Source organism: Pseudomonas sp. 1 R 17 (assembly GCF_900067035.1).
GTDB classification, from domain to species: Bacteria; Pseudomonadota; Gammaproteobacteria; order Pseudomonadales; family Pseudomonadaceae; genus Aquipseudomonas; species Aquipseudomonas marginalis.
Genome location: NZ_FKLB01000036.1, coordinates 1 through 16,706 on the forward strand (window position 1 = coordinate 1; position 16,706 = coordinate 16,706).

14 protein-coding genes are annotated in these 16,706 nt (G+C 62.5%); 12 read left to right on the top strand and 2 right to left on the bottom strand.

What is annotated here, in order from left to right:
* The first annotated feature begins 102 nt into the window (after nt 1-102).
* The 5 genes from BFP99_RS11735 to BFP99_RS11755 all read left to right on the top strand — a co-directional run bounded on the left by BFP99_RS11735 (nt 103) and on the right by BFP99_RS11755 (nt 6,225).
* Nucleotides 103-1,251 (top strand): integrase core domain-containing protein, encoded by a 1,149-nt coding sequence (locus tag BFP99_RS11735; RefSeq protein WP_065924691.1) that lies wholly within the window; start codon nt 103-105, stop codon nt 1,249-1,251.
* Nucleotides 1,252-1,491: 240 nt separating this feature from the next.
* The gene (locus tag BFP99_RS11740) at nt 1,492-3,027 is read left to right on the top strand and encodes an MFS transporter (protein ID WP_065947302.1); all 1,536 of its coding nucleotides are present in this window, start codon (nt 1,492-1,494) and stop codon (nt 3,025-3,027) included.
* 15 nt (nt 3,028-3,042) lie between these two features.
* A complete protein-coding gene (locus tag BFP99_RS11745) occupies nt 3,043-4,098 on the top strand; it encodes an HlyD family secretion protein (protein WP_065947303.1) in 1,056 nt (351 codons plus the stop codon).
* The gene (locus tag BFP99_RS11750; protein ID WP_065947304.1) at nt 4,095-5,540 is read left to right on the top strand and encodes an efflux transporter outer membrane subunit; all 1,446 of its coding nucleotides are present in this window, start codon (nt 4,095-4,097) and stop codon (nt 5,538-5,540) included. Before BFP99_RS11745 ends, BFP99_RS11750 begins: the two co-directional genes overlap by 4 nt.
* A 106-nt stretch (nt 5,541-5,646) precedes the next feature.
* Nucleotides 5,647-6,225, top strand: a complete 579-nt coding sequence (locus BFP99_RS11755) for a hypothetical protein (RefSeq protein WP_065947305.1) — start codon at nt 5,647-5,649, stop codon at nt 6,223-6,225.
* A 147-nt stretch (nt 6,226-6,372) separates the two neighbouring features.
* Here the strand turns inward: BFP99_RS11755 and BFP99_RS11760 are convergent, their stop codons facing one another.
* Both BFP99_RS11760 and BFP99_RS11765 read right to left on the bottom strand, forming a co-directional pair.
* Nucleotides 6,373-7,077 (bottom strand): DUF3142 domain-containing protein, encoded by a 705-nt coding sequence (locus tag BFP99_RS11760; protein ID WP_065924677.1) that lies wholly within the window; start codon nt 7,075-7,077, stop codon nt 6,373-6,375.
* Nucleotides 7,074-9,236, bottom strand: a complete 2,163-nt coding sequence (locus BFP99_RS11765) for an outer membrane assembly lipoprotein YfiO (protein ID WP_065924678.1) — start codon at nt 9,234-9,236, stop codon at nt 7,074-7,076. Before BFP99_RS11765 ends, BFP99_RS11760 begins: the two co-directional genes overlap by 4 nt.
* Before the next feature lie 180 nt (nt 9,237-9,416).
* On the opposite strand from BFP99_RS11765, the gene BFP99_RS11770 reads away from it, so the two are divergent.
* From BFP99_RS11770 to BFP99_RS11800, 7 genes are all read left to right on the top strand, one after another.
* Nucleotides 9,417-11,021, top strand: coding sequence for a glycosyltransferase family 39 protein (locus BFP99_RS11770; protein WP_065924679.1), 1,605 nt, complete (start codon nt 9,417-9,419; stop codon nt 11,019-11,021).
* A gap of 33 nt (nt 11,022-11,054) precedes the next feature.
* Nucleotides 11,055-11,300, top strand: a complete 246-nt coding sequence (locus tag BFP99_RS11775; protein ID WP_065924680.1) for a DUF2789 domain-containing protein — start codon at nt 11,055-11,057, stop codon at nt 11,298-11,300.
* Nucleotides 11,301-11,624: 324 nt separating this feature from the next.
* Nucleotides 11,625-12,035, top strand: a complete 411-nt coding sequence (locus BFP99_RS11780; protein ID WP_065924681.1) for a MarR family winged helix-turn-helix transcriptional regulator — start codon at nt 11,625-11,627, stop codon at nt 12,033-12,035.
* Nucleotides 12,032-14,110: an FUSC family protein gene (locus tag BFP99_RS11785; RefSeq protein WP_065947306.1), complete on the top strand. Its 2,079-nt coding sequence runs from the start codon at nt 12,032-12,034 to the stop codon at nt 14,108-14,110. Before BFP99_RS11780 ends, BFP99_RS11785 begins: the two co-directional genes overlap by 4 nt.
* A complete protein-coding gene (locus BFP99_RS11790; protein WP_012721577.1) occupies nt 14,107-14,316 on the top strand; it encodes a DUF1656 domain-containing protein in 210 nt (69 codons plus the stop codon). The genes BFP99_RS11785 and BFP99_RS11790 overlap by 4 nt, the downstream gene beginning before the upstream one ends.
* Nucleotides 14,313-15,203: an efflux RND transporter periplasmic adaptor subunit gene (locus BFP99_RS11795; RefSeq protein WP_027608075.1), complete on the top strand. Its 891-nt coding sequence runs from the start codon at nt 14,313-14,315 to the stop codon at nt 15,201-15,203. The genes BFP99_RS11790 and BFP99_RS11795 overlap by 4 nt, the downstream gene beginning before the upstream one ends.
* Nucleotides 15,200-16,642: an efflux transporter outer membrane subunit gene (locus BFP99_RS11800; RefSeq protein ID WP_065924683.1), complete on the top strand. Its 1,443-nt coding sequence runs from the start codon at nt 15,200-15,202 to the stop codon at nt 16,640-16,642. Before BFP99_RS11795 ends, BFP99_RS11800 begins: the two co-directional genes overlap by 4 nt.
* Nucleotides 16,643-16,706: the final 64 nt, after the last annotated feature.

Genomic DNA, 16,706 nt, shown 5'->3' on the forward strand with positions numbered 1-16,706 from the left:
GTGGGAGGGGGCTTGCCCCGGTACAAACCGGGGACATCGTTTACATTTCTAACCGGGGACATGGTTTACAGGCTAATACGCATGATCAGGAGGTAACTGATCATGCCCTGGAACCAAGAGTCCCCCATGAATCAAAGAATCAAGCTGGTAGCTGATTGGCTTTCTGGCAACTTCACCAAAAGCCAGTTGGCACGCCGCTTTGACGTTAGCCGACCTACCGTCGATAAGTGGATTGCCCGGCACGACGGCGATTTGAGGTCTTTATCCGAACTGTCCCGGCGACCTCACAACAGCCCAAATAAAACCGACGACGAGATTTTGGCCCGTGTAGTCGCGATGAAGGAGGCTCACGATAAATGGGGGCCGAAAAAGCTTCTCGAGCTATTACGGCTGGAAGATCCCTCCGTCACCTGGCCCTCTCCAAGTACGGCCGGTCAATGGCTTGACCGACTTGGGCTCGTCAAAAAGCGGCGCTTCAAACGCCGACACAGCATTTCCCACGCACAAATGCGAAAGGCCGACGAACCTAACAAGACGTGGTGTGCTGACTACAAAGGGCAGTTCAAGATGCTTAATGCTCAGATGTGCTTCCCTTTGACCGTCACAGACCATGCGTCGCGGCTGATTTTAGCGTGCAGGGCCCATCCCAAGATCATGACCCAGCCTGTAAAACAGGCCTTTGAGAGGCTTTTTCAGGAGTACGGCATGCCGGAAGTTATCCGTTCGGACAACGGGGTACCGTTCGCCTCTCCTGGCCTGGCAAGAATATCCACACTGGCAGTTTGGTGGATTCGGCTGGGTATTTATCCCGAGCGAACCATGCCGGGAAGACCCGCCCAGAATGGTCGCCATGAACGAATGCACCGTAGCTTGAAACTTGAGTTGCCCTTAGGGAAAAACTTAGTCGAGCAGCAGCTTTTGCTGGAGCATTTCAGGCATGAGTTTAATTACGTACGCCCTCACGAAGCGCTCGGCATGAAACGTCCGGGAGACTTGTATGTGCCGTCCACCCGAATTTATCCAGGATGCTTGCCCGATGTGGAATATCCGGCAGAAATGAAAGTTCGAAGCGTCAGGCAGGACGGATCGATCAAGTGGAACGGCAAGTTGGTATTTATCAGCGAGGCGCTGTCCGGGGAAAGGATAGGGCTCAAAGAAGCTGAAGATGAAGCTTGGGATTTGTACCTGTGTGATTATCCCTTGGGGAGGCTTGGACGAGGTATGACCCGCGTCCAGGCCTCAAATGTGTAAACGATGTCCCCGGTTTCAGATGTAAACGATGTCTACGGTTCTACACCCCGATTGCGTTGGATCAGATAGAAAATCTGTGTCTGGCACACAGCAATCGGGGGTAAACCCCCTCCCACATGTAGATTTGTGCCGGTTTCAGGATTGTGTGTGGTGCAGTTATAAGCTGCCAATAAGTAACTTTTTGTCATGCATGTGCCTGATTAAACTGCTCGGGTATTTCTAATCCCGAGCTGCCTGTTCATGACTTCCCTCGCTGCCCCCACCCTTGCGGCCGCAGCCAGACCCACCGCCATCACCCCGCCTGTATTTGGCCCGCGCATCATCATCGGCCTGGTTGGCGTGTTGCTCGCGGTGCTGGTGTCCGGCCTCAACGAGATGGTCACCAAGGTGGCCCTCGCGGATATTCGCGGCGCGCTGTACATCGGCTTTGACGAAGGCACCTGGCTGGTGGCCGCGTACACGGCCACCTCCGTGTCGGCCATGGCCTTTGCGCCCTGGTGTTCGGTGACGTTTTCCCTGCGGCGCTTCACCCTGTGCGCTATTGGCTTGTTCACCGCACTGGGGATCCTGTGCCCGTTTGCGCCGAACTACCAAAGCCTGCTGCTGCTGCGTACCGTCCAAGGCCTGGCCGGCGGTGCCTTACCGCCGATGCTGATGACCGTGGCGCTGCGCTTCCTGCCGGCCAACGTCAAGCTGTATGGCCTGGCTGGCTACGCACTTACCGCCACCTTCGGGCCGAGCCTTGGCACGCCATTGGCGGCGCTGTGGACTGAATATGTCGGCTGGCAGTGGGCGTTCTGGCAGATCGTCGGGCCGTGTCTGTTGGCCATGGCCGCCGTGGCCTACGGCTTGCCGCAAGACCCGCTGCGCCTGGAGCGCTTCAAGCAATTCAATTGGCGCGGCCTGTTGCTCGGCTTTCCGGCGATCTGCATGCTGGTGATCGGCATCCTGCAGGGCAATCGCCTGGACTGGTTCGAGTCGGGCCTGATCACCTTCCTGCTATGCGGCGGCAGTGTGCTGCTGGTGCTGTTCATGTTCAATGAATGGTCGCACCCGATGCCGTTCTTCAAGTTGCAGATGCTCGGCCTGCGCAACCTGGCGTTTGCCCTGATCGTGCTGGCAGGCGTGCTGATGGTGCTGACCTCGGTGATCATCATCCCCTCGAGTTTCCTCGCTCAGGTCCAGGGTTATCGCCCATTGCAAACCGCGCCGGTGATGCTGCTGATGGCGCTGCCGCAATTGATCGCATTGCCGCTGGTGGCGGCGTTGTGCAACCTGCGCTGGGTCGATTGCCGCTGGGTCCTGGGGATCGGGCTGGGGATGTTGGTGCTGTGTTGCATGGGCAGCGCGCACCTGACCTCGGCGTGGATTCGCGATGATTTCTACGGCCTGTACCTGCTGCAAATCTTCGGGCAGCCCATGGCGGTGTTGCCGCTGCTGATGCTCTCCACCGGCAGCATTCAACCGGCGGATGGGCCGTTCGCCTCGGCCTGGTTCAACACCGTCAAAGGCCTGGCCGCCGTGATTGCCACCGGCGTGCTGGATGCGCTGACCACCCAGCGCCTGCACTTTCACTCGACCATGCTGGTGGACCGCCTGGGTAACTCGCCGCTGGCCGACGGCGATGCGCCGGGCCTGGCCCACCGCCTGCACGAGCAGGCCGTGGTGCTGACTTCTTCGGATCTCTATTACGTCATGGCCGCTGTCGCGGTGGCGTTGATCCTGCTGATTTTCTGGATGCCCACGCGGATTTTTCCGCCTCGCGCACCGACCTAGCCACAAGGACTTCCCATGAAACGCAAAGACAAAATCGCCGTCTCCGTTATCGCCGTGTTTGCTGTCGGGGTGCTGGTGTACCTGGTCGCGCCCGGCCTGTTGGGCAACAAGCGCCAGGCCACCAACGACGCCTTCGTCGCCGCCGATTTCACCCTGGTGGCGCCACGTGTGGCGGGCTTTATCAAGGAAGTGCTGGTGGAAGACAACCAGCGCGTCAAGGCCGGCCAACTGTTGGCGCTGATCGACGACCGCGATTTTCGCGCCGCCGCCCAGGCCGCCGACGCCGACACCCTGGTCGCCCAGGCCCAGCTGAAAAACGCCACCGCGACCCTGGAGCGCCAGAGCTCGGTGATCGCCCAGGCCCAGGCCACCGTGGCGGCAGACCGCGCCGAAGTGGCCTTCGCCGAACATGAACTGAACCGCTACAACCACCTCGCCGGCGTGGGCGCGGGTACCGTGCAGAACGCCCAGCAAGCCAAGACCCGCATCGCCCAGGCCAACGCGCGCCTGGCCAACGCCACCGCGGTGCTGGCGGCCGAACGTAAGCAGGTGGAAATCCTCACGGCCCAGCGCGATGCAGCCGAAGGTGGACTCAAGCGTGCCCAGGCCGCGTTGGAAATGGCCAGCTATCAGCTGTCCTACACGCGCATCGTCGCGCCGGTGGATGGCATGGTTGGTGAGCGTGCGGTGCGGGTCGGTGCCTATGTGACCCCTGGCAGCAAGATCCTCGCGGTGGTGCCGTTGGCCGAGGCCTACGTGGTCGCCAACTTCCAGGAAACCCAGCTGTCCCATATGCACGCGGGCCAGGCCGTGCAGGTGCGGGTCGACAGCCTCGACGGGGAGTTGCTCAACGGCCACCTGGAGAGCCTCGCACCGGCGACGGGTGTGACCTTCGCATCGGTCAAGCCGGACAACGCGACCGGCAACTTCACCAAGGTGGTGCAGCGTATCCCGGTAAAAATCGTCCTCGAACCCAACCAACCGCTGACCGAGCGCCTGCGGGTCGGCATGTCGGTTGAAGCCAGCGTCGACACGCAGCCGGTCAAGCAGCGTGAGGTGGCCCAGCAATGAGACACCTTGCCTGGCTCACCCTGAGTGTTATCAGCCTGAGTGCCTGCACTGTCGGGCCGGATTTTCAGCGCCCGCACACGCCGCAAGCCACGCGGTGGAGCGAACCTCAAGGGCGACAAGCCGCCAGCCGAGCAGTGAGTGATCCGCTGCAAGAGCGCTGGTGGGACGTGTTCCACGACGAGCAACTGTCGGCCCTCACGCGCCGCGCGCTGACCGATAACCTCGACCTGAAGCTGGCCAGCAGCCGCCTGCAACAAAGCCGTGCGGTCCGCCAGGTGACCACCGCCGAGCGTTATCCCACTGTCGACGCCACGGGGGCCTACCAGCGCAAACGCAACAGCGGCAAAGGCCTGAACGATCCCTCCGGCGAAAACGGCCGTTCCGCGTTCAACCAGTGGGACGCGGGGTTCTCGGCGTCCTGGGAGCTGGACTTCTGGGGTCGGGTCAAACGCGAAACCGAAGCCGCCGATGCCACCCTGCAAGTGGCGGAAAACGACCGCCGCGCCGTGCTGTTATCGGTGCTGGCCGAGACCGCCCAGGACTACATCCAACTGCGCGGCGTGCAAAATACCCGCGCGGTGACCGAGCAAAACCTCGACGTCGCCCGCCACAGCCTCAAGCTCTCGCAACTGCGCCTGGCTGACGGCGTGGCCACCGACCTCGATGTCGCCGAAGCCGCCGCCCAGGTCGCCGCCATCGAAGCGCGGCTGCCGGATCTGCAGCAACGCCAGGACCAGTTGATCAACGCCCTCAGCCTGTTGATGGGCGAGCCACCCCAGGCTCTGCACGCGCAATTGTCCAAGGACGCCGCCGTACCGCAGGCCCAACGCCAGGTCGCCATCGGCCTGCCGTCGGAGCTCGCCGAACGCCGTCCGGATATCCGCCAGGCCGAGGCGCGCCTGCACGCCGCCACCGCCAGCATCGGCGTGGCCAAGGGCGATTTTTACCCGCGTATTACCTTGTCCGGCAGCCTCGGTTCCCAGGCCATGCAACTGTCGGATTTCGGCTCCTGGGGCTCTCGTGCGTTTGCCTTCGGCCCGCAAGTGAGCCTGCCGCTGTTCAGCGGCGGCCGCCTGCAAGGCATGCTGGACCTGCGCGAAGCCCAGCAACAGGAAGCGGCCCTGGCCTACCAGCAAACGGTGCTGCGTGCCTGGCATGAAATCGACGACCAACTGACCCGCTACAACGCCAGCCAGCTGCGCCGTGACAGCCTCGCCGAAGCCGTGCGCCAGAACCAGATCGCCCTGACCACCGCACAGCACCAATACGTTGAAGGCGTGGTGGATTTCGTCAACGTGCTCACCGTGCAAAGCGCGCTGCTGGCCACGCAGGAGCAGTGGGTCGAGAGTTCTACCGGGGTGTCGTTGGCGATGGTGGGGTTGTACAAGGCGTTGGGGGGCGGGTGGGAGTCGGTCTACCCAGTGGCAATGGCTCAGCATTGAAATTGGAGTATCCGATGTAGGACCGTTCTTGATTTTTGCTGCCTTAAACCTTGGTGAACCTTGATCGTTAAGCTTTCAGTCCGATTATTACCTGTGAGTCTTTCCGATGTCTGTCATCGAAAACCCCTACGCGCCTCCACAAGCTGATCTGCGCACTCCAGTCTCCGCCATCCAACCTACATTCTTCGTGGTCGCGCCGCGCAAGCTGGTCCTGATGGTGTTGCTGTCCCAAGGTTTTTATCTCTTCTACTGGTGTTACCAGCAGTGGGCCTGCTATCGGCGGGCTACTGGCGCAAAGGTGTTGCCGCTGGTGCGAGCGTTCTTCTCGGTGTTTTTTCTGTATTCGCTGGTGATGAAAATCAGGCAGAAACTGGCGCTTGACGGTACGCCGTACCACTGGTGGCCGCGAGCCATGGCGCTGGGGCTTATTGCGTGTGGGTTGTTACCCTTTACCTACGTTTTTTTCGTCACCGCCATGACGGCAATGAAGTTGAGCGTGTGCTTGATGATCGTGCAGGTAGCGCTGTTCGTGCAGGTGCAAGGCGCGGTGAACCTGATCGAGGGCGACACAGATGGCGAGGCGAACAATCGCCTGACTTGGGCTAACGCAATCTGGATCGTTATCGGGCTGGGCATGTGGAGCTTGGGCTTTATAGGGGCGTTTCACGAGCAAGGGCTGTCGTGATTGTCCTCAGGGCACAGTGTTTTTTAAGACTGCAAAAGCATAAAGATGACAACGTCTTGCGTTGAACAACCTTCCTGTAGTTCCAGACTGATCAGTTTGAACAGGATGACGATGTCTTGACTTTTCATGGGGCTCCAAAAGCGAGTGTCAACGGTTTTGCAAAAACACCACATACCCCCGAAACCACTCACTCCCCTGCAAATACCCCGGCTCCTCCCACTCCCCACCCTGAATCAAACCGATCTTGAACGGCAGCCCCATCCGGTTCATCCGTGGCAAATACGCCGCGTAATCCGGAATGCTCTGGCGGCCCTGATAGGTCTGCACCACCACCTCATCCACCACGCCTTTGAGCTGGCTGATGGCGGTGGGGTCGGCGTTGCTGCTCCAGTCCATCAGGCCGGTGATACTCAGTTTCAGATCGGCCGGCAGGCGCTGGCGCAGGTCGCGCAGGAAGTCGGCGTATTCGTGCAGGTATTGGGTGCGGGCGTCGAAGTCGATCTGGATGCCGACCACTGGGTTGCCTGCGTCGCGCCAGCGTTGTACCTGGCCGAGCAGTTGGGTATAGATCTGTTCGGGCCAGTGCAGGGTGTGGGCGCGGTAGACCACCCAGACGTCGCCGCGGGTGAGGCGCGGTACGCTGATGCCTTGGGCGATCAGCTGCACACCGCGCTGGGGCGCGCGGCGGGTGGCGTTGATCTGGCCCTGGAGGATGTACAGGGTCTTGGCCTGCTTGAGTACCGGTTGCGGCGTGACGCCGCTCCACAGCCAGAAGGCGTCGTAGTCGCGGGCATCGACGGCACCGAATGCCGGGCTTGCCAGCAACAGCAAGCCCAGCCACAGGTGTTTCACCAGTAATACTGCAGCGATTTGCCCCACTGGGTGTCGGCGAAACCACTTTTCAGCTGGCGGAACCAGGCTTTGCGCACGCCGGGTTCGACGTCCTTGCCGCCACAGCTGTTGTAGCCGGCCGGCGCGTAGCAGCTGATGGCGCGGAACAGGGCGTAGGCCTTGTCGTTTTTCGGCGCCTTGGCGTTGCCGATGACCTGTTGGTAACCGTCGAGCCGCGAGAAGGTTTCACCCTTGAAGTCCGAGGCGGTGCTGCCCAGGCTGCCGGCGGCGCGGGCCTGCTCCAGAGGCATGCCGTCCAGGTTGTTGCGCAGGATGAATTCGCCGAAGCAGTTCAGGGCCTGGGGGTTCTTCGCGTCGGTCTGCAAGGTCGCTGCGGTTTGCGCGATGCTGGGGCAGGCGTAGCCGGATTCGGCCTTGTCGCCGTTCCACTGGAACAGCTTAAGCGTCTGGCTGGCGCTGTAGACATAACCCAGGCTGGTGCCCAGCTTGTCCTCGGGGGCCTGGGCCGGCAGTTGCTTGAGGTCCTCGGCGAACGTGGCGAACTGGCCGCGCAGCAGGTCTTTGTAGAGCAGCACGAATTGCGCGGTCTGGCGTTCCAGCGGATCGCTCGCCTGGGCGATCTGCTGGCGCAGCAGTTCAGGCCCGGCAACGTTGCGCAGCAGGATGTAGCGCACCTGCCTGGCACTGATCGGCGAATCGCTGGCGAACACCTTGGCCAGTTGGCCGCTGCGCTCGTAGTTCATGGCCAGTGCCAACTCCAACTGGTCGCGTTGCAACGGCAGCTTTGCCAGTGGCAATAATTGCAGCCACAAGGCCTCGGCGCCTTTCCAGTCTTGCTTGGCTTCCAGGGCCAGGGCGCGCAGGGTCTGCTGGCTGAAGGCGAAGTAATTCAGGCTCGACGGCACGCTTTGCGGCAACTGCTTCAAGGCAGCGTCCGGTTGATGCTCGATGTACAGCGCGCACACAGCCAGCAGGTAGTCGTAGAGCTCTGGCTCGCTGGCGAACGCGGCTTTTTGCTTCTCGAGGTCGGCGCGGCTGAGGGCTGGCTGGTTGCCGCCGCGCATCACCATCAGGTCGCTGACGAGCTGAATCATCGGGGTCTTGACGGTATCGCTGTTGACCATCAACAGCTTGAGGTCAACTTCTTCTACCAGCTCATCCTCAGACACATTGCGCTGTTCGTCGGTGGCCGTCAGTGCCCAGGCGAACGCGTCGGCGAGCTGGGTGTTGTCATCGGCCAGCCAGTACACCCGGCGCAGCAAACCGTGGGCCGAGGCCGCGTATTCGCCCTGTGGGTAAGTTTTCAGGTAGGCGTTGAAACCCTGCTCGGCCGTGGCCAATGCGGGCTTATCCACACGGTCCAGGTGCGGTACGCCGTCTTCGTCATAGGTGTTGGCCTGGGCCTGGTTGAGCGCTGTGCGGGCGGTCATGTACAGCGCGGTTTCCTTCAGCCACGGCGACTGTGCACTGCCGACGCCAGCAAAGCCTTGCGCGGCCTCGGCGAAGCGGCCGCTGTAGAAATCGGCGGCGGCTTGCAGGTAGGTGCGAAACAGTTGGCCGCCGGCTGACTGGATCTGCTGCGCTTCGGCGATCACCGGGCCATCCCAGGTGCAGGTGGTGAGCAGTTGCAGCCGCGCCTTTGCCAGCAGCGCGCGCTCGTCCGCCGGCATGTCGGCCTTGACCACTTGGCGGATAAACGCCGTGGCGCTGTCATCGTCGTTGCTGCGGCAGCGGCTGCCTTCGCCATTGAGGAACGCTTCGCCAGCGGTTTTGTATTCCTCGCGCTTGATACCCAGGGGCGTCAGCAGGGTGTCGAGTTCGGCGGTAGGCGAATCGTCCGAGTCGGGCTCAGTCTCTGCACTGGAGGCAGCGGCCAGGCGATACACCGGGAACGGCACCGGGCCGAAACCCTGGGCCAGGTCATCTTCGCTCAACGCTTTGGGCGCCAACGGCGCGGCCTTTTTGTCGGCCAGCAACAGGCGCAGGTTGGCCCGGCTGTCATTGCCTGGGCTCAGGAACGGCACGTTGTTACAAGGGTCCAGGCTGTCACGCGAGACACGCCAATCGGGGTAGCACGAATCGTCGGAACTGGCCTGGGCCTGCTGGGAAATACCGGCCAGCAGGGCCAGTGCGAGGGGGGAGAGAAAACCGATGCGCATGACGTGTCCTTGATCCTGGGTCCTTGGAGGGCGGCAATCATAGCGTGTTCCTGCGGGCGCTTCGGTGAAGCCCTACACAAATTGCTGATTTGTCCGATTCCAGAAGCGAACCGGGTGCTTTTGTCCTAGAGTGGCGGTGTTTGCGCTGAGGCACTCAAGGCAACAGCGGGGGGAATCGAGGTGCGCCGGTCTGTGGTAGAGCAAAACGAAAAGGTCGGGGCGTTGCCCGCATTCAATCGTCTTACGTGGGAACGCGTCGGTTGGCTGAGCCGACTGTGGTGGGTGCCGATCCTGGGGCTGGCCATGGCCCTGCGGTTTTACCGCCTGACTTCGGCGGCGATCTGGGGCGACGAGGGCTCCAGCCTGCTGCTCAGTGAATACGCCGCTGCGGACCTGTGGTTTCACGCCGCTCATGATGTGCACCCGCCGTTGTACTTCTTCATGCTGCGCGGCTGGATCGAGCTGTTCGGCGACAGCATCTGGTCGATTCGTGGCATGAGTGCCATCCCCGGCGTGGTTGCCGTGGGCCTGGGTGTCTGGCTGACACGGCAACTGTCTACCCGGCGTGCTGCCGTGCTGGCGGGGATCCTGCTGGCGCTGCTGCCCACGGCGGTGCGCTACAGCCAGGAAGTGCGCATGTATTCGCTGCTGGGCGTGTGGCTGCTGGGGGCGACGCTGGCGCTGGTGTACTGGGTGCGCCAGCCCGAGCGGCTGCGCTACCTGGCCATGTATGTGGCGTTGATGAGCGCCGGTTTCTACACCCATTACTTCACCGCCCTGTGCGTGCTGGTGCATTGGGCTTACCTGGGGGTACTGTGGCAGGCGCAGCCGCGAGGCCGACGGCTGATCGCACGCCCGGCCTGGTGGGTAGCCAATGCCGCGATTGTGCTGTTGTACGTACCGTGGCTGCCGAACCTGCTGGACCTGGTGCAGCACGTCGAACAACTCAAGGTAGGCGGGGACATAGGCTGGGAAGAACCGGTCAGCCTGTTTTCCCTGCCTTCGATGGTCTGGCAGTTCGTGTTACAGGATGAAGGTATCGGCTTCTGGCCACCGCTGTTCTGGTTTGTCCCGCTGTTACTGATGGCCGTGGTCGTGATGACTGCCGCGCGAGACCGCGAACGCCATCGGCCCGCTTGCCTGCTGGCGCTGTTTTTCCTGCTGCCGCTGTTGCTGGTCTACGGGGTATCGTTTATCTCCCCGGTGTTTATCGAGCGCTACCTTACGGTGTACGCCTTGGGTTTGCCGATCCTTGTCGCCATGGCTATCGACCGCCTGCCTGCGCGCTTGTCGCTGCTGGGTGCGGCGCTGTTCGTGCTGTTTGTCGGCGTGGAGCTGGTGGGCCTCAAAAACAACTTCACGGTGGATGAGCACGACCAATTCAACGTGCCGGTGGAGTTCGTCAATCGCAATTACCAGGAAGACGACCGCATCGTCCTCAGCGACATGATGTGGTACCTCAGCTATGTGTATTACGACCAGACCGACGCCCAACTGCAGCTCTACACCCCGCCCAGGCCCGATGGCACGCCGACCCGGCCCAACGCCTACGGCTTCGGCACCCTGGTGGACCAGGACGGCGGGCGCATCTACCTCGATCATCTGTCGGCACTGCCCGCCGACACCCGCCGCGTATGGCTGATCAGCAGCAACGAAGCGCCGGACGATTTCGCGCCACTGCCCCAGGGCTGGCGCGAACTCAGTCGCCAGGACGGTGGTGGTGCCAGGGCGCGTTTGTTCGTGTTGTGCAACGTGCCGCCACCACAACCCGAGGCCTGCCGCTAGACTCGGTTAAATACCTTTTTTCAGGAGCCCGTCATGGAATCGCCTGTGCACAGCTTGCCGTCACTGTTCAAACAGCTTGGGCTGCCGGATGACCCGGTCAGTATTGATCAGTTTGTGACCACCCATTCGCCACTCAAGCCGGATCTCAAATTGGCAGATGCGTTTTTCTGGACCGACAGCCAGAAAGCGTTTTTGCGCGAGGAAATCTTGGACGATGCCGATTGGGCGGAAGTGGTGGATGAGTTGAATCTAATGTTGCGGGGTGGGCGAGGGGTGTAAAAAAATCTTTTGGAAATTGTGTTTTTGTAAAAAAAAAGGTGAGCAGTAAAAAAATCTAGGCGCCGCGTTCATTCAGGAAGCACGCGTTATCGTTGACGTTTTTCGCGAGCAAGCTCGCTCCTACAGGAGGCGATGTAGGCTTAACTGACTGGCATCAGGGCAAGCCCTCTCCCACATTCGTCCTGCGGTGTTGCCACTGAATCGCTCCATCCATCGCTAAATTGTTTCAAAACTTGACGCAATCCGATCCTTCCACCATATTGATAGTTAGCAAACTAACTGTATGCGAACTATCCAGTGCCTCAATCCCTCGAACACCTCCAGATGAACCTCAGCAGCAGCATGGTGGTGGGCGCCCGTAACTGGCGCAAAATCTGCCAGAGCACGCTGGTGAGCTATGGCATCTCCGAAGCCTGCGCTGTGCCGTTGTTGATGATCGGTCGCCTGGGCGACGGAGTGCATCAGGTCAAAGTAGCCCAGGCCTCCGGGATGGAAAGTCCTTCGCTGGTGCGCCTGCTCGACCGGCTGTGCCATGACGGCTATGTGTGCCGTAGCGAAGACATCCACGACCGCCGCGCCAAGGCCCTGAGCCTCACCGAGCGCGGTCGCGAGTTGGTGCAGGCGGTGGAGGTGCAACTGGTGCGCCTGCGCCGCGAAGTGCTGGCGGACATTGCGACCGCCGACATGGAAGCGGCACTGCGTGTACTGCGGGCCTTTGAGGCGGCGACGCTTTGAACGGATTTTTTACCGGTTTTCCGCCCGCCCGTGACTGGTTCTATGGGGTTCGTACCTTCGCCGCGTCGATGATCGCGTTGTACATCGCCATGCTGATGCAAATGCCGCGTCCGTATTGGGCGATGGCCACGGTGTATATCGTCTCCAGTCCGTTTGTCGGCCCTACCAGTTCCAAGGCCCTGTACCGCGCCATCGGCACCTTGATGGGGGCGGCGGCGGCGGTGTTTTTTGTGCCGATGTTCGTGCAGTCGCCGTACATCCTGGTGGTGGTGATCGCACTGTGGACGGGCACCTTGCTGTTCCTCTCCATGCACCTGCGCACCGCCAACAACTATGCCTTGATGCTGGCCGGCTACACCTTGCCGCTGATCGCCCTGCCGGTGGTGGATAACCCGCTGGCGGTGTGGGATGTGGCCGAGGCGCGGACCGAGGAAATCTTCCTCGGCATTGCGGTCGCGGCGGTGGTGGGCGCGATGTTTTGGCCGCGGCGGCTGATGCCGGTGTTCGATGGCGCGGTGGCCAAGTGGTTCAGCGACGCCCAGGTCTACAGCCAGCGCTTTCTTTCCCGCAATGTGCAGCCGGAAGAAGTCAGCGCCCTGCGCGGCGGCATGGTCGCCACCTTCAATACCCTTGAATTGATGATCGGCCAGTTGCCCCACGAAGGCGCGCGGCCGCAGACGGTGCGCAATACCAAGGAATTGCGCGGGCGCATGATCCACCTGCTGCCGTTGGTGGAGGAACTCGACGATGCGCTGTATGCCGTCGAACAGCGTGCGCCGCAGTTTCTCGAGCAGTTGACGCCGCTGCTGGAAGCCACCCGGCAGTGGCTGGAAAACACCACCGAAAGCGCACCGCTGGAACGCTGGCGCGCCCTGCGTGAACAGGTCGACGCCCTGCAACCCCAAGGCGAAGCGCTGGACGAGCGCCACACACTGCTGTTCTCCAACGCCCTCTACCGCCTGGGCGAGTGGATCGACCTGTGGCAGGACTGCCGAAGCCTGCAAGCCGCCATCCAGTGCGAAAGCCAGGACACCTGGCGCGCCGTGTACCGTCACTGGCGCCTGGGCCGGCTCACGCCGTTCCTCGACCATGGCCTGATGCTTTATTCGGCGTTTTCCACCGTCACCGCGATCATCGTCGCGTCGGTGCTGTGGATCCTGCTGGGCTGGACCGATGGCGGCAGCGCGGTGATCCTGGCAGCCGTGGCCTGCAGTTTTTTCGCTTCTATGGACGACCCGGCGCCGCAGATCTATCGGTTCTTTTTCTGGACCGCCATGTCGGTGCTGTTCGCCAGCCTCTACCTGTTCCTGGTACTGCCCAACCTGCACGATTTCCCGATGCTGGTACTGGCGTTCGCGGTGCCGTTCATCTGCATCGGCACGCTGACCGTGCAGCCGCGTTTTTACCTGGGCATGCTGCTGACGCTGGTGAACACCTCATCGTTCATCAGCATCCAGGGCGCCTACGACGCGGACTTCCTCAACTTCGCCAACGTCAACCTGGCCGGGCCCGTGGGCCTGTTGTTCGCCTTTGTGTGGACGTTGATCGCACGGCCCTTCGGCGCCGAACTGGCGGCCAAGCGCCTGACCCGTTTCAGCTGGCGCGACATCGTCGGCCTGACCGAGCCCGCCACCCTGAACGAACACCGCTACCTGGCCGTGCAAATGCTTGACCGCCTGATGCAGCACCTGCCACGCCTGGCGATGATCGGCCAGGACACCGGCATCGCCCTGCGCGACCTGCGCGTGGCGCTCAACCTGCTCGACCTGCTGGCCTATTCGCCGCGCATCCTCGGCGTGCCGCGGGTGCTGCTCAACCAGGTGGTGGAAGGCGTGGGCGGTTACTTCAAGGCCTGCCTCAAGGCGGGTGAACGCTTGCCCGCGCCCAGCGGTCTGCTGATGACCCTCGACCGCACGCGTCGCGCCCTCAACGGCCAGGGCCTGCAAGACGAAGCCGATACCCGCCTGCACCTGCTGCACGCGCTGGCCGGCCTGCGCCTGGCGTTGTTGCCGGGAGTGGAATTCATTGGCGGCACGGAGATGGAAGCGCCGCTACCCGATGGAGCGCCTTTATGATCGGTGATCTGGATATCAGCGGGGTGTTCCTGCCCACGCTGCTGGTGCTGATGGGCATTACGTACGTGTTGTTCCTGGTGGTGCACGGGCTGTTGACCCGCGTCCACTTCTATCGCCTGGTCTGGCACCGGGCATTGTTCAATGTGGGGCTCTACGCGCTGTTGCTGGGCGCGGTGGACTCACTCAGTCGATACCTGATGACATGAAAAAACCATTTTTGACCATCGGCCGTGTAGTCCTGACGTTGTTGATCGTGAGCTTCGCGGTCGTCGTTGTGTGGCGCATGGTCATGTACTACATGTTTGCGCCCTGGACCCGTGACGGTCACATCCGTGCCGACATCGTGCAGATCGCGCCGGACGTGTCCGGGCTGATCCAGCGCGTCGATGTGCACGACAACCAGTTGGTGACCAAGGGCCAGGTACTGTTTGCCGTCGACCAGGACCGCTTCAAGCTGGCCCTGCGCCAAGCCCAGGCCGCCGTGGCCGACCGCCAGGAAACCCTGGCCCAGGCAAGCCGCGAGTACAAGCGTAACCGTGGCCTCGGCAACCTGGTGCCCAGCGAGCAACTGGAAGAAAGCCAGTCCCGCGTTGCCCGCGCCCAATCGGCCCTGGCCGAAGCGCAAGTGACGGTGGACTCGGCCCAACTCAACCTCGACCGCTCGGTGATCCGCAGCCCGGTGGACGGCTACGTCAACGACCGTGCACCGCGTACCCAGGAGTTCGTCACCGCCGGGCGGCCGGTGCTGTCGGTGGTGGACAGCAATTCGTTCCACATCGACGGCTACTTCGAAGAGACCAAGCTCGACGGTATCCACGTCGGCATGGGCGTCGACATCCGTGTGATCGGCGACAACGCCCGCCTGCACGGGCATGTGCAGAGCATCGTCGCCGGTATCGAAGACCGTGACCGCAGCAGCGGCTCTAACCTGCTGCCCAACGTCAACCCGGCGTTCAGCTGGGTGCGCCTGGCCCAGCGGATTCCGGTGCGTATTGCCTTTGACGATGTCCCGGCGGACTTCCGCATGATCGCCGGGCGTACGGCCACGGTGTCGATCATTGGCGACAAACCCAATGACGGAGCCAAGCCATGAAGCCGCTGTGGGCAACCGCTGCGCTGGGGTTGTTGCTGTCGGCCTGCCAAGTGGTGGGGCCGGATTACAAGCTGCCGCAAACGTCTGCCGTCAACCGCGCTGACCTGCAAGGGCAACTGGCGGGCAAGGGCAGCGACGTGGTGTCGGCGCCGGTGCCGGCCGACTGGTGGAAGCTGTACAAAGACCCGCGCCTGGACGAGCTGGTACGCCAGGCCATGGCCTCCAACACCGACCTGCGGGTGGCCGCAGCCAACCTGCAGCGCGCCCGTTATCAGACCCAACAGGCTGAATCCGCCGGCGGCTGGAGTGCCGGCGCCAAGGCCGAGGTGCAACGGCTGCAGGAATCCGGCGAAGCGTTTTTGCAGGCGGACAAAGTGCCGGTGGATAACATCGGCAGCGTCGGCATTACCACCTCGTATCAATTCGACCTGTTCGGCACCTTGCAACGTGGCATCGAAAGCGCCCAGGCCAGCGCCGATGCGGCCCAGGCTGCCGCTGATACCGCACGCATCACCCTGGTGGCCGATGTGGTGCGCTCCTACACCCAGGTCTGCGCGGCCAACGAAGAACTGGCGATTGCCAACGAGTCCCTCGACCTGCAAGCCCAGAGCACCAAACTGACCCAACGCCTGCGTGACGCGGGCCGTGGCGATGAAACCCAGGTCACCCGCTCGCAAACCCAATACAAATCCTTGCGCGCCGACATGCCGCGCTACGAAGCGGCGCGCCAGGCCGGGCTGTTCCGCCTGTCGATGCTGCTGGCCAAGCCAGTGGACCAACTGCCGGCGGGCACCGGCAGCTGTGCCGAACTGCCGCATATCGCTCAATTGTTGCCGGTGGGCGATGGTGCGGCACTGCTCAAGCGTCGCCCCGACGTGCGCCAGGCCGAGCGCCAACTGGCCGCCGCCACTGCGCGTATCGGCGTGGCCACCGGCGCCTTGTACCCGGACATCGCCATCGGCGCCACGGTGGGCACCGTGGGCCTGCTCGACAACCTCGGCCAGCCGGCGACCAACCGCTGGGGCTTCGGCCCGATGATCAGTTGGACGGTGCCGACCAACGGCGCCCGTGCGCGCATCCACGAAGCCGAAGCCGCGACCCAGGGCGCCCTGGCGCATTTCGACGGTGTGGTACTCAATGCCATCCGCGAAACCCAGACCGGCCTGGCGCAATACACCGCCGTGCTGCAACGGCGCGAGGCGCTGGCGGACGCCGAGCGCTCGGCCCAAGAGGCGGCAGACCAGACCCACCGCTTCTTCCAGGCCGGCCGCGAATCGTTCCTTGCCGACCTGCAAGCCACCCGCACCTACACCGCGATGCGCGCGCAACTGGCGGCGGCGAATACCCAGGTTGCCATGAGCCAGATCGATCTGTTCCTGGCCCTGGGCGGCGGCTGGGAAAGCGGACGAACGCAAGCGTCACAGCCCGGCAAACCCTGAGCGAATAGCTATGCTTGGACAGGCGGGTCGCCGTGACGACTCGCCTGACACTGCTCGCGTTTGC

Excerpts from the sequence above, each read along its gene's own strand:
- BFP99_RS11735 (WP_065924691.1), top strand. The coding sequence starts at position 103 with ATGCCCTGGAACCAAGAGTCCCCCATGAATCAAAGAATCAAGCTGGTA.
- BFP99_RS11740 (WP_065947302.1), top strand. The coding sequence starts at position 1,492 with ATGACTTCCCTCGCTGCCCCCACCCTTGCGGCCGCAGCCAGACCCACC.
- BFP99_RS11745 (WP_065947303.1), top strand. The coding sequence starts at position 3,043 with ATGAAACGCAAAGACAAAATCGCCGTCTCCGTTATCGCCGTGTTTGCT.
- BFP99_RS11750 (WP_065947304.1), top strand. The coding sequence starts at position 4,095 with ATGAGACACCTTGCCTGGCTCACCCTGAGTGTTATCAGCCTGAGTGCC.
- BFP99_RS11755 (WP_065947305.1), top strand. The coding sequence starts at position 5,647 with ATGTCTGTCATCGAAAACCCCTACGCGCCTCCACAAGCTGATCTGCGC.
- BFP99_RS11765 (WP_065924678.1), bottom strand. The coding sequence starts at position 9,236 with ATGCGCATCGGTTTTCTCTCCCCCCTCGCACTGGCCCTGCTGGCCGGT.
- BFP99_RS11775 (WP_065924680.1), top strand. The coding sequence starts at position 11,055 with ATGGAATCGCCTGTGCACAGCTTGCCGTCACTGTTCAAACAGCTTGGG.
- BFP99_RS11780 (WP_065924681.1), top strand. The coding sequence starts at position 11,625 with ATGAACCTCAGCAGCAGCATGGTGGTGGGCGCCCGTAACTGGCGCAAA.
- BFP99_RS11790 (WP_012721577.1), top strand. The coding sequence starts at position 14,107 with ATGATCGGTGATCTGGATATCAGCGGGGTGTTCCTGCCCACGCTGCTG.
- BFP99_RS11795 (WP_027608075.1), top strand. The coding sequence starts at position 14,313 with ATGAAAAAACCATTTTTGACCATCGGCCGTGTAGTCCTGACGTTGTTG.
- BFP99_RS11800 (WP_065924683.1), top strand. The coding sequence starts at position 15,200 with ATGAAGCCGCTGTGGGCAACCGCTGCGCTGGGGTTGTTGCTGTCGGCC.